The organism is Mesorhizobium sp. P2_F8, assembly GCF_056403655.1.
Genome location: NZ_JBFUFB010000002.1, coordinates 681,185 through 694,030, shown reverse-complemented (window position 1 = coordinate 694,030; position 12,846 = coordinate 681,185). Strand labels below are relative to the sequence as shown.

Annotated in this window: 11 protein-coding genes; 9 read left to right on the top strand and 2 right to left on the bottom strand. The window is 59.4% G+C overall.

Features of this window, described 5'->3' with window-relative positions:
* Window positions 1-59: 59 nt before the first annotated feature.
* The 5 genes from AC1DZP_RS06935 (at window position 60) to AC1DZP_RS06915 (ending at window position 6,741) form a co-directional block, all read left to right on the top strand.
* Window positions 60-1,127 carry an acyltransferase family protein gene (locus AC1DZP_RS06935; RefSeq protein WP_477225786.1) on the top strand — a complete coding sequence of 356 codons (1,068 nt, stop codon included), beginning with the start codon at window positions 60-62 and terminating at the stop codon, window positions 1,125-1,127.
* A gap of 159 nt (window positions 1,128-1,286) precedes the next feature.
* Window positions 1,287-2,720 (top strand): DUF4214 domain-containing protein, encoded by a 1,434-nt coding sequence (locus AC1DZP_RS06930; protein ID WP_477301063.1) that lies wholly within the window; start codon window positions 1,287-1,289, stop codon window positions 2,718-2,720.
* A gap of 116 nt (window positions 2,721-2,836) precedes the next feature.
* On the top strand, window positions 2,837-4,072 hold the full coding sequence (locus AC1DZP_RS06925) for a glycoside hydrolase family 140 protein (protein WP_457154229.1): 1,236 nt from the start codon (window positions 2,837-2,839) through the stop codon (window positions 4,070-4,072).
* A gap of 282 nt (window positions 4,073-4,354) precedes the next feature.
* Window positions 4,355-5,416 carry an NAD-dependent epimerase/dehydratase family protein gene (locus tag AC1DZP_RS06920; RefSeq protein ID WP_477301060.1) on the top strand — a complete coding sequence of 354 codons (1,062 nt, stop codon included), beginning with the start codon at window positions 4,355-4,357 and terminating at the stop codon, window positions 5,414-5,416.
* 5 nt (window positions 5,417-5,421) lie between these two features.
* Window positions 5,422-6,741, top strand: coding sequence for a DUF4910 domain-containing protein (locus AC1DZP_RS06915; RefSeq protein WP_477301058.1), 1,320 nt, complete (start codon window positions 5,422-5,424; stop codon window positions 6,739-6,741).
* On the opposite strand, the gene rfbC is transcribed toward AC1DZP_RS06915, so the two are convergent.
* On the bottom strand, window positions 6,736-7,287 hold the full coding sequence (gene rfbC / locus AC1DZP_RS06910) for a dTDP-4-dehydrorhamnose 3,5-epimerase (protein ID WP_477301056.1): 552 nt from the start codon (window positions 7,285-7,287) through the stop codon (window positions 6,736-6,738). The genes AC1DZP_RS06915 and rfbC overlap by 6 nt on opposite strands.
* A 353-nt stretch (window positions 7,288-7,640) precedes the next feature.
* Between rfbC and AC1DZP_RS06905 the strand changes: the two genes are divergently transcribed.
* The 4 genes from AC1DZP_RS06905 (at window position 7,641) to AC1DZP_RS06890 (ending at window position 10,883) form a co-directional block, all read left to right on the top strand.
* Complete coding sequence (locus AC1DZP_RS06905) at window positions 7,641-8,936, top strand: methyltransferase domain-containing protein (protein ID WP_477301054.1); 1,296 nt, start codon at window positions 7,641-7,643, stop codon at window positions 8,934-8,936.
* Window positions 8,933-9,748, top strand: coding sequence for a sugar phosphate nucleotidyltransferase (locus AC1DZP_RS06900; protein ID WP_477301052.1), 816 nt, complete (start codon window positions 8,933-8,935; stop codon window positions 9,746-9,748). Before AC1DZP_RS06905 ends, AC1DZP_RS06900 begins: the two co-directional genes overlap by 4 nt.
* Window positions 9,745-10,398 (top strand): PIG-L deacetylase family protein, encoded by a 654-nt coding sequence (locus AC1DZP_RS06895; RefSeq protein WP_095080666.1) that lies wholly within the window; start codon window positions 9,745-9,747, stop codon window positions 10,396-10,398. Before AC1DZP_RS06900 ends, AC1DZP_RS06895 begins: the two co-directional genes overlap by 4 nt.
* Before the next feature lie 146 nt (window positions 10,399-10,544).
* The gene (locus AC1DZP_RS06890) at window positions 10,545-10,883 is read left to right on the top strand and encodes a hypothetical protein (RefSeq protein ID WP_477301049.1); all 339 of its coding nucleotides are present in this window, start codon (window positions 10,545-10,547) and stop codon (window positions 10,881-10,883) included.
* A 220-nt stretch (window positions 10,884-11,103) separates the two neighbouring features.
* Here AC1DZP_RS06890 and AC1DZP_RS06885 read toward each other — a convergent pair whose 3' ends face one another.
* A complete protein-coding gene (locus AC1DZP_RS06885) occupies window positions 11,104-12,525 on the bottom strand; it encodes a glutamate-1-semialdehyde 2,1-aminomutase (RefSeq protein ID WP_477301047.1) in 1,422 nt (473 codons plus the stop codon).
* Between the last annotated feature and the right edge of the window lie 321 nt (window positions 12,526-12,846).

The window sequence follows — 12,846 nt, the reverse complement described above, 5'->3', positions numbered from 1 at the left end:
GCCGGTTAGACGTAGGGTCAGTGACCCCTTTGCCCCTCTTTCTCACAGGACCGGATGGGATGGACCAGCAGGATCGCGAACTGTATGGACTGCAGATACTGCGTGCGATCGCAGCCTCGGGCGTCGTCATTCGCCACACCCTCGACATGTCCGATGGATCGGAAGCTGGGCGGTTCAGCCCGGTTTGGATGGCGACTTTCGGTGCGGCAGGCGTAGATCTCTTCTTCGTAATCAGCGGTTTCATCATGGTGTATGTGAGCTTTCCGCCTGGTCGAGCTGCGGATACACCTGGGCGTTTCATGATCAAACGGGCAAGAAGAATATTTCCGCTGTATTGGATCTGCAGCGCTGGGATACTGGCAATATCGCTGGTTGGGTTTTTGAAGCACAAAAACATAGGCGAGTTTTCAATTTTTAATTCTATATTTTTGCTTCCAGGGGACAAATTGATATTTGTCGCATGGACGCTTTCATATGAGATGTATTTTTATGTCGCCTTCGCGATATGTCTCATTTTCGGCAAGCTCGTTCAGACATCCATCTTGACAGTTTTGCTTATGATCTGCGGAATTGTGTTGGGGCGTTGGATTCAGGATTCAAGTTTTTCTGAATTTATCTCTAGCCCTATCGTGCTTGAGTTTTGCTTTGGTATTGCCATAGCGCTATTGTTTATCTCAAGAAGTAAATGGGAATATCCGCCGGCACTCGGCGCGCTCGGGTTTTTCTTGATAATTGTTTCTCCAGTCTTCGTTAGTCATCCCGGCGATACAGCCATATTGCGAGTCATCGCATGGGGCCTTCCAGCAACTTTGATAGTGGGGGCCTTCCTCAAGACCAAGCGACCGCGATCGAAGGCCGGCCGGGGAGTGATCCTGCTTGGGGATGCATCTTATGCCATCTACCTGACCCACATCTTTGTGATGCTGGGGTATGGTTGGCTAATCAAGGCGACATTCGTTGGGGGAGTATCACAGGTTTCCTTCGCTCCCATGATCATATGCTTGTGCCTTGTTGTCGGTGTTCTGACGCATCTCTTCGTGGAAAAGCCAATTCTGGAGCTGCTACGGAAGGTCACAATCCTTCAGCGGAGGCCGCCGCCGCTGGAGGCTGGCAGTCTGCCAAGGTAATCCAACCGGCGGCCGTCCATTGACGACGCGGGCCTAAGGAGCAGTCTCCGAAAGGGGTAGTGCAAGTACCCTGTTCACCCGTATGAGCAAATTGCTACCCCCGATCACATGCCCGACAATCCGGGCTGAATTTGAAATCGGGCAGCGGAGGCTGTTGCCATGTCCTTTCGTTTCGCAACCGCTGCGGCCTGCCTGCTGGTGACCGTTGCGCCTGCTTCCGCAGATGTCCTCTGGGGCGTCAACGGCCATCCGATAACCGCCTATCCGGGCATCCCGGTTGAGTTGCAGCTCGACTTCGTCAAGAATCTCGGCCTGAAATCATACAGGGTCAACATAACCAGCGAAGACAACGCTGATACGCTTGCCGCCCTTGTCGACGCCGGAAAGACCAGAGGGATCGAGATCCTGCCTTTGATCACCCCCGCGGGCATCGACCTGGACAAGGATAGCCCGGAAGAGCTCTACGGGAAGACCCGGAAACTGGCGATCGCCCTTGGCACCAGGTTCAAGAGCGATATCCGCGTTTGGGAACTTGGCAACGAGATGGAGAACTACGCCATCATCAAGCCCTGCGAGAAACGCGACGACGGCTCGCAATATCCATGTGAATGGGGACCTGCAGGAGGAACCGGAGCGCTCGATTACTACGGCCCGCGCTGGGTGAAGGTGAGCGCCGTCCTCAAAGGTCTGTCCGACGGCATGACAGAGGTCGATCCGGGCATCAGGAAGGCGATTGGCACCGCCGGATGGGGTCACACCGGCGCTTTCGCGCGGATGAAGCAGGACGGGATCGCCTGGGACATCTCGGTCTGGCACATGTATGGCGAGGACCCGGAATGGGCTTTCCGCGAAATCTCGGCATACGGCAAGCCGATCTGGGTCACCGAATTCAACAGTGCCAATGGAAGTCAGCGCGGCGAGCGGCAGCAGGCCGATGGTATCAAGCAGACAATGACGCGGCTTCGCGAGCTCAACGAGAAGTACAAGGTCGAGGCCGCGCAAATCTACGAACTGTTCGATGAGACCTACTGGGCCCCCGGCTTCGAAGCCAACATGGGGCTGGTGAGGCTCACCGCTGCATCCGAGGGCAAATGGAGGGTCGGCGAACCGAAGCCCGCCTACAAGACGGTGCGTGACTTCACCCGCGGCCCGCAGCCGCTGCCCAAGCCGCATCGGGAGTGCGACCCAGAGGCGACGGCCGCGAACAAGTCCGTATATGTGAGGCAGGCGAGCCTCGCCTACTGCCTCGTGCTTGGGCGTGAGGGCGACACCCAAAGCGTGGATCAGTGGTCGGCTGCTCTTGAAAGCGGGGACAGGACGATCGGTGGAATGGCCGTGGAACTCATGCGCTCGGACGAGTTCCAGACCAGCTATGCTACGATCGGCCTTACGGACCGCGCCTACATCGGTTTCCTTTACATGCTGTTTCTCAACCGTCCCGCTGACGATTACGGGATAGAAACCTATTCTCGGCAGCTGCGCGCGGGGACCATGACGCGAGAGGACCTGGCCTTCGGCATCATCGATTCATCGGAATTCAGATCCCAACACGCTGCCACCCGCGACGTGTCCGCAGCGCCGCCCCCCGGGTGAGCAAGAGGAGCGTCAAGGCAGTGCGCCTCGCATCTGTTCTGATGGCCAGCGCCCTTTTGGCGGCTATGGCGACCGGAAGCTTGGCCTGTGAGCGTTCTGGCGGGACAAAGTTCCCTTTGCGGATCGAATCCGGAAAAAACTACCCGGTCGACAGGGAAGGCCATCCGTTCTTCATGCACGGAGACTCGCCCTGGTCGCTGATCGGCGACCTGACGGACGAGGACGCTTACCTCTACCTTGAGGACCGCAAGGCTCGCGGGTTCAACACCGTTCTGGTCAACCTCATCGAGCACCGATTTTCCCGCAACGCGCCTGCAGACGCGTATGGCGACAGGCCATTCGCCGACAACCAAGATTTCGTTGTTCCCAACGAGGCATATTTCGCCCATGCCGATCGCATCCTGCAGAGGGCTTGCGATCTTGGTTTCCTGGTGCTGCTCGCTCCGGCATATCTCGGATATGGCGGTGGCGGTGACGGTTGGTATCAGGAAATGGCGGCTGCAGGGGCAGGGGAGCTTGCGGCCTATGGCCATTTTGTTGGACGTCGCTACCGACGCTTCGACAACATCATGTGGGTCAACGGCGGCGACTACAATCCTGCGGACAAAGATCTGGTCAGGGCTCTCGCCAAAGGCATCATGGACGAGGACCCCGATGCTCTCAGCACTTTCCACGGCCATTCCGATACGGCGCCGCTCGATTTCTGGGGCCCGGAAACCTGGCTGAAGGTGAACAACGTCTTCACCTATGGCCCGGTCTATACGACAGCGATCAGGGAGTACGATCTCGCCAGGGGTATGCCTTTCTTCCTGATCGAGACTGCCTACGAATTCGAATACGATGCCGACGAGTACCGGATCCGCGTCCAGGCTTACCAGGCGATCCTCTCGGGCGCATTCGGGCATCTCTATGGCAACAACCCGATCTGGCATTTCGACGGGCCCGGCCTCCATCAGCAGACCATGGAGTGGAAGGAGGCCCTCGACAGTCCCGGCGCAAAGAGCATGGAGGTGCTTATAGCCTTCATCTCGTCGATAAAATGGTGGCTGCTGGAACCCGACAGCAAGAACAGATTTCTTGTCGATGGCATGGGCAAGGACATGGGGAGGGCGGTCGCCGCGATGGCCAAGGACGGCTCCTACGCCGTCGTCTACATGCCCAGCAACGAGGCCGTCACCGTCGACCTCGCGCAGCTTTCGGAGACTATCGTCCACGCCCGCTGGCGCGATCCCACCAGCGGGGAATTGACGGATGTCGAAGGTTCCCCTTTCAAGGCGGAGCGCACAACTTTCAAGCCGCCAGAGCTCAACAGCCGCGGCTACCCGGACTGGATTCTGGAACTCACGCCTTAGGGTCCTATGGAGCAAGGCCAACGCCATGCACAAGCTGCGCGCAGTCAGCGAAGGCCAGGTGTGCGCCCAAGACAGCAAGGCGAGGCAGCGGCGTCCGCCAACTGGGGTGTGGATCCGGCTCACGCCGATCGCCGAAAGGATTAGCCGCGCACCACCCGAAAGAGGTAGCGGGCGGCGAGGCTTCGTCCAACGGGCCATCCTGATCGCCTATTGGCGTTCTCCCTCACTGTTTTCAGCCCAAGTAGCCTCTGCGCGATCATATCCGTTGGGGAAAGGTGTGCGATGAAAGTCATGGTAACGGGCCATCAAGGCTATATCGGCTCGGTGATGGTGCCTATGCTGCTCCGCGCGGGGCATTCGGTGACGGGTTACGACAGCGATCTCTACCGGCGCTGCACCTTTGCTTCGGGCGGAGAGCAGGCTTCCGTTCCCTCCATCCAAAAGGACGTCAGGGACGTGCAAGCGCGCGACCTCGAGGGTTTCGATGCCGTCATCCACCTGGCGGCTCTTTCCAACGACCCGCTGTCCGACCTCGATCCGGATATCACCTATGAGATCAACCACAAGGGCAGCGTTCGTTTCGCGAAGGCGGCCAAGGAGGCCGGCGTGTCGCGCTTCCTCTTCGCCTCGTCGTGCAGCAATTACGGCCAGGCGGGCGAGGGGATGGTCGATGAAACGGGCGAGCTGAACCCGGTCACGCCCTACGGCTGGTCCAAGGTGCTTTCGGAGCGGGATATCTCGGAATTGGCCGACAGCAGCTTCTCTCCGACCTATTTCCGGCCGGCCACCGCCTACGGCTTGTCACCCCGGCTCCGCTTCGACATCGTGCTGAACAATCTGGTCGCCTGGGCCGTCACCAAAGGTGTGATCCTCCTGAAGTCGGACGGGACACCGTGGCGACCGATCGTCCACATCGAGGACATTTCCAGGGCGTTCATCGCCGGACTGGAAGCGCCGCGCGAGGTCGTCCATAACGAGGCCTTCAATGTGGGACAGACGGACCACAATTACAGGATCCGCGACATAGCCGAGATTGTCGCCAAAGTCGTGCCGGGCTGCCGGCTTGAATTCGCGTCGGATGCTGGACCCGATAAGCGGTCCTACCGCGTCGACTTCGGCAAGATCGCGCGCTCCCTTCCTGCCTTCAAGCCGCAGTGGGATGCGCGCAAGGGCGCCGAGCAGCTTTACAAGGCCTACGGCAAGTCCAATGTCACTCTCGAGGAATTCGAAGGACCGCGCTTCCAACGTATCGGCCACATCCGGTATCTTCTGGCAAACCGGCTTCTGGATGACCGGATGCGGGTCACCGAACCTTCGCGAATGCTGGAGGCCGCGGCGGGTTAACTGGAATGGAACACATAACCCCGGAGGGACTCGGCCCGCCGCCGTCTTCCATCGACCTCGGCCAGGAAATCTATGACTTAGCCGAACGTCTCTTTCCGATTTGCAGGAGCATCACCGGGGACGGTGTGCGGCAGACGCTGGATATCCTGTCGGGGCACGTCGGCCTGGACCGGCATGAGGTGCCCACCGGCACGCAGGTGTTCGACTGGACTGTTCCAAAGGAATGGAACGTCCGCTCGGCCAGCATCATTGGCCCGGACGGGCAAACGGTCGTGGATTTTGCCGACTCCAACCTGCACGTCGTCAACTACAGCGTACCCTTCAAGGGGATCCTGCCGCTCAACGAGTTGATGTCGCATATCCATACGCTGCCGGACCAGCCGGGAGTGATCCCCTACCGCACCAGCTACTACGCCCCGACATGGGGCTTCTGCGTGGCTTACGACCGTGTCGCCAAAATGCCCGACGGTCTCTACCGGGTGGAGATCGATGCCGAGCTCAAGGATGGCAGCCTCACTTACGGCGAATACCTGCATCGCGGGCAGACCGAACGGGAATTCCTTCTTTCGGCGCACATCTGCCATCCCTCATTGGCCAACGACAACTGTTCGGGCCTCGCCCTGCTGGCAACCCTTGCGAAAAGCATGAAGGCAAGAAAGACACGATACAGCTACCGCTTCCTGTTCGCTCCAGGCACGATCGGGTCGATCACGTGGCTGTCTCGCAACGAGGGCCGGACACATCTCATCGACCATGGTCTGGTGCTGTCATGCGTGGGGGACGCGGGACGCCCTGCATACAAACGCAGCCGTCGTGGCGATGCCGTCATCGATCGTGCCATGGCTCACGTGCTGGGGCGTGAAGCCGGGGCAAAGTTGATGGATTTCTCACCCTACGGCTATGACGAGAGGCAATATTGTTCGCCGGGCTTCAATCTTCCGGTCGGCATGTTCCAGCGGAGCGTCCACGGCACCTTCCCCGAATATCACACCTCGGCGGACAATCTCGACTTCATCAAGCCCGAGTACCTGGAGGATTCCTTCCGCATCCTGGCGGACGTGATCGACATCGTTGAAGGGGATTGGACGCCGTTGAACCTCTGTCCCAAGGGCGAACCACAACTCGGCAAGCGCGGCCTCTACGCCGCCCTGGGCGGGCAGGCGTCTTCGGGAGCAACCTCGATGTCCCTGCTTTGGGTGCTCAATCTCGCCGACGGCCAGCATTCGCTTCTCGCGATGGCGGAGCGCTCGGGTCTGCCGTTCAGGGAACTGGCCGCCGCCGCGAGATTGCTGTCGGATCACGGTCTGCTGGCCGCGGCTTCATAGGGCTCCAGCGGCCGTTCTTTGCTTGAGCAACGGCCACGCCTTATCCCTTTCCGACATCGCCGTCGGCATCAACGGCCAGGCTATCGAAAAGGCAGGGTCGTTGTAGCGCACGCCCGTCGACGCATGGGGTGTATAGAATTGCGATATAAGATACGAGACCTCGGCATCGTCCGTAAGGGTCTGCAGCCCGTGAGCGAAGCCGGCAGGGATGTAGACCTGCCTCATGTTCTGGGGCGTCAGCTCGAAGCCCAGCCAATTGTACCGTGTCGGCGAGTTCGGGCGCAGATCCACCACGACATCGAAAATCGCGCCGCGGACACAGGAGACGAGCTTCACCTCGGCGTACGGGTCGTCCTGGAAATGCAGCCCCCGCAGTGTTCCTTTTTTTACCGAATGTGCGCGGCTGTGTTGGACAAAGCGCGTCGCCAGCCCGCAATCAGCCATCTCCTTTTCACAGAATGTGCGGGTGAAGGAACCGCGATCGTCAACCACCGGTGTCGGCTCGATCAGCCAGACACCCTTCAGCTCCGTTTCGGTAAACCGCATGTCTGCCTAAATCCCTAGTAGCCGGGCTCAGTTAGCCGGGCTAGCACCGCGGTCGGATTGTCGGCACCGCCTGCCTGGGCTGGAAGAGCTACCTAAGCCTTAGGTGGCTTCTCCGATCGCGGTATGCCGGGCCGACCGCATTACCCCGTTCGGAGGTCCTTGCGCAGTCATTGCCCCCGCGGTTTCCCTATAAGGATTAAGGCACCCAACGGATTGGCAAATCGAACTCGCGGGGCGCCCCGTCCTAACCTGCGTTGAAAAGATGCACTCCCTGCGGAGCGCGGCGGGCACAGGTTCATTGTCAGGCCACCGCGTCTCCGTTTTTTCAAACCAGGGCGACAGAGGGGTACGGAATGAATATTCAGGCTGTCGAAATTGCTCGCGACCAGAACACGGCACGCCGCAATGTCAGCTGCAGGCTGTGCGGATCGCGCCTGCGCCACAGTCTGGTCGACCTGGGCATGTCGCCACCTTGCGAGAGCTTCCTGCAGGCCGACCAGCTTGACCAGATGGAACTGTATTATCCACTCAATGTCCTGGTCTGTGAGCGCTGCTACCTGGTGCAGCTCAAGGAGTATGTGAGCCCCGAGACCATTTTCAACGAATATGCCTACTTCTCTTCCTTCTCGACAAGTTGGGTGGCCCACTCGAAAGCTTATTGCGAAGCGATCACGAAGCGACTTGGGCTTGGCGCCGACAGCTTCGCGGTAGAACTCGCAAGCAATGACGGCTACCTGCTGCAGCACTTCCTGCCGCTCGGCGTTCCCGTGCTTGGCATCGAGCCCGCGGCCAACGTTGCGCGCGCGGCGGTCGAGAAGGGCGTGCCCACCCGGGTCGACTTCTTCGGGGTGCGGCTGGCACTTCAGATGGTGGCCGAGGGACTCCGCGCCGATCTGATCATCGGCAACAACGTCCTGGCGCAGGTGCCCGATCTCAACGACTTCGTCGCGGGAATAAAAATCCTGCTCAAACCGGAGGGCGTGGTCACTCTCGAGTTCCCGCACATCGAGCGGCTGATGATGGAGAACCAGTTCGACACCATCTATCACGAGCATTTTTCATATTTCTCACTGCTGACGATCGACCTGATGGCGGCCCGCCACGGGCTGCGGTTGATCGACGTCGAGGAACTGCCCACCCATGGCGGCTCGTTGCGTGTTTATCTCGCCAACGAGGACAGCAGCCGGGCCACGAATGACAGTGTCGCCGAACTCCTCGAGCGCGAAAAAAGGCATGGGCTTACGGAAATGACGACCTACGCCTCTTTCGGCTACAAGGCGCAGCGCGCGAAGCGCGATCTCCTGGCGTTCCTGGTTTCGGTCAAAAACGAGGGCAAGACGATTTGCGGTTACGGCGCGCCTGGCAAGGGCAACACGCTGCTCAACTACTGCGCCATCGGCACCGACTTCCTCGACTTCACGGTGGACCGCAATCCTTACAAGCACGGCCGCTTCACGCCGGGCATGCACATCCCGATCAAGCCCATCGACGCGATCGACGAGGCCAAGCCAGACTACATCCTGATCCTTCCCTGGAACCTGAAGGACGAGATCATTCAGCAGATGCACCATGTCGCCGCCTGGGGCGCGAAATTCGTGGTGCCAATTCCTTTTGTGACAGTGATCGATCTATCGGAGTTACGGAGATGAAAGTCGTCCTTTTCTGCGGCGGCCGCGGGACCCGGATCCGCGACTATTCCGAAAGCATACCAAAGCCGATGATTCCGCTCGGCCACCAGCCGATCCTGCGCCACGTCATGCAGTGGTACAGCGATTACGGGCATGACGATTTCGTGCTGTGCCTGGGCTACAAGGCCAACGTCATCAAGGATTTCTTCCTGAACACCCGGCCACAGACCTTTTCCGATTGCGTGGTTACGCACGGAGGCCAGGACGTGAAGCTGCTGGGTGACACGGTCAAGGACTGGAGCATCACCCTGCTCGATACGGGCATCTGGCGCAACATCGGAGAACGCCTCTGGGCTGCGAAGGATCACGTCAAGAACGAGAAGATGTTTCTGGCCAACTACTCAGATGGCCTGACCAATGTAGACCTCGACGATGTGATCGCGAAGTTCGAGGCCAGCGGCAAGATCGCCTGCTTCCTCGCCGTGCGGGCGCCGCTGACATACCATTTGGCCGACATAGCTGAAGACGGTCGCGTGCGCGAGTTCCGCACGACGGAGACGTCCGAGATCTGGATCAATGGCGGCTACTTCGTATTCCGTCCCGAAATCTTCGACTACATGCGTGACGGCGAGGAACTCGTTATCGAACCTTTCAAGCGATTGATCGATGACAACATGCTGATGGCGTACAAGCACGACGGGTTCTGGCGTTCGATGGACACGCTGCGTGATTGGCAATCGCTCGAAGACATGGTCGAAAAGGGGGACATGCCTTGGAATAGGAGGGTCACCGCGGAGAAAATCAGGCGCAGCATGGTGATGGCTGCATCATGAGGGGACTTGGCCTCGCACGTCGCGGGGAGAAACTCTCGATCCTCTGCCTTGGTGCCCATTCCGACGACATAGAGATCGGTGCGGGAGGTACGATCCTCGGGCTGATCGCGTCGGGGGTCGAACTGGATGTCGATTGGTGCGTGCTGAGCGCCGGCGGCCAGCGGTCTGCCGAAGCCAGGGCTTCGGCCGAGGCCTTTCTCCAGGGATCGCACTCGTCCACAGTCCACGTCGCCGATTTCGAAGACAGCTACTTTCCGACCCATAGTCGATCCATCAAGCAGTGGTTGGTGGATCTAAGATCGCGGGTTCATCCCGACGTGGTGTTGACCCACGCCAGGTTCGACGCCCATCAGGACCACCGGGAGGTCAACCAACTGACCTGGAACGTCTTCCGCGACCATCTGGTACTCGAATACGAGATTCCGAAATGGGACGGTGATCTTTGCCAGCCCAACGCCTACGTGCCGCTTACGGCCGACGTGCTGGAACGCAAGATCGAACTCCTTCACGAGCACTTCGGGACGCAGCGCTCCAAGGACTGGTTCGACCGCGAAACATTCGCCGGCCTTGCCAGGTTGCGCGGGATGGAATGTCGGGCACCCGAGCATTTCGCCGAGGCGTTCACGCTTCGAAAGGTCAAGATTTTTTAGCGGCTTTTCACACATATTTTCGCCGAGAAGAGAATGGTGGATGACCGAATGAAACGGGTGAAAAGGGGGTTGAACTGACCGGACGATCTGTTACTTAAATCGCTACCACTGGGTTAAAAATACAACAGAAGCTGGCCATCGGTCCTATGGCTTACCTTCTGTCTTTTTCTGCCTTCCATTTTGAAATTGAAGGGATTTTTATCAAAATGGGCAATGCAATCATTGCGCCGGGATTCTCTTTCAGCGAAGCTCGCATCGGAACGGTCGAGGGCGGAGAATCCGGGGTTCTGGTGTGGAAATCCGACCAACTGGTCGCCGTCCTTACCCAGATCGACGAGGAAGCCTACTGCACGAAAGGCAAGTGGTTCCTAGAGACAGGCTTCGGCCTGCTGAGCGGGCTGCACAAGAACTTCGATACGATCGAGGAAGCCGTTAAATGGGTAGGGATATACACCTTCCCCGAGCCAGTTCCTGCTGTAGATTGATCGGCGGATTCCGCGGCAGCAAGGCGCCTGTGCAAGCCAGCGATGGCTTCGGCCCGTCCTGTGCCGACCTCGCCTGAAGGGCCTTGACAAGCCCGCACCTTGCTGCTTCCGCAATGGAAGTGAGATCCTGTCCCATCCTCTCATGCGGAAACAATGCGGGATTGCCGCATAAGGGTCCGTCCTTGCTCCAAGAGAACGAGAAAGCAACGCCTTCGTGGCGTCAGGATGTTACCGCGAGCCGGGCTTCGGATTGCCCCATGGTCGCATTGTTCGCGGCTGGAGGGCTCTCTGGAGCGGTCATTTCAGCTCGGCTGTCACCATTGTTATAACGGCGGAAGACAACCTGCGTGGGGCGACCTACCAAGAAACGGCTCGTTCCCGATTCCAGGGCCTGCGCATAGACCGCCAGGGCGCCGTCGACGGCCTCTATCGTCTGCATGACGGCCGCGTCGTCGTGGGTGTAGCTGACGACGAGAGACGGCATGAGCACGCCACGCCTGATCGTCTCCTGCAGGAACAGCGAGCGGTATGCCTGTGACGGCTTGCCGTTTGGGTCGAGCGTGGCATAGGCCAGGCAGCAGGGACGGCCGACAACCTTGAAGTGGCCATCCACCCCATGCCGTCTGGCAGCCTCTGCGATCCCGGCCCTCAGTTTCGTCCCCTGACGGTGCAGGTGTTCGATCACGGACTCGTTCTGGTAAGTCCGCATGGTCGCGATCGCCGCCGCAAGCGCATGGGTCTCGGCGCCATGCGTGGTCGACAGCAGAAACACCCTTGGGCGGTCCGTATGCTCGAGGCCGCCGAGCCGCATGTATTCGCGTTTGCCCGCCAGGGCCGAGACCGAAAACCCATTGCCAAGCGCCTTGCCGAATGTCGACAAGTCCGGCTCTATGCCATAGAGCTTCTGCGCCCCGGACGCATGCCATCTGAACCCGGTGATCATCTCGTCGAGAATGAGCAGTGCGCCCTTTTCCCTGCAGAGACGCTGGACTTCATGCAGGAATCCGTCCACCGGATCGTCGCCGCGGGAAGGTTCGAGGATCAGGGCGGCCAGCTTGCCGGGGTGCCTGTCGAACAAATCCTTTACGCTGGCGATATCGTTGTACCGGAAAGTGACGGTGAGCTTTCGGACCGCCTCCGGAATTCCGGCATTCATCGGTGTGGTCCCGATGAACCAATCGTCTGTCGAAAAGAAGGGATGGTCGGCGCAGCAGGCAACGAGATCGCGACCCGTGTAGGCGCGGGCAAGGCGAACGGCTCCCGAAGTCGCATCCGATCCGTCCTTGCAGAACTTCACCATCTGCGCGCCGATGAGCTCAAGGAACGTCTCGGCGCAGTCGACCTCGATCCTGGCCGGCCGCGTGAAATTGGATCCACCTTGGAGGGCTGCCTCCACGGCTCTGACCACGGTCGGGTAGGCGTGTCCCAGCCCGACGGAACGGTTGCCCATGCCGTATTCGATGTACTCGTTCCCGTCGACGTCCCAGACATGGCATCCCAAACCACGCTCGATGAAGCCCGGTGCGAGGACGGGATACTGGTCTTCGCCTTTTGCGTAGGTGTGGCTACCGCCCGGGATCAGTTCACGACCGCGTTCCTGCAGGCGGACGGATTTGCGAAAACGAAGGCTTTGCTCAGACATGCCGACCACTCCATTCCGGCAGCAAGTCTACATGCTGGGCTCAGGATTTCGCGTTCTCCATAAGGTCAGCGGTTAGCACTTATGGTGGATACACAGGCGGGCACCGACTGATACCGAGCAAATGGAACAGCTTTTCAGGGTGCTACGGAACCAGATCATCGCTAGGGATGCAGGCGTTTCGGAGCACTCCGCAAATGTCCACCTCCGGCACACTGCCGGGAGTTAGGGGCATCCGCGTCGGAGCGCGACCGTATATCTCGGACGGCTCCCGACGCCATTCAAGGCAACGGAAATCCATCGGCCGTCATTGAATGAATCTGT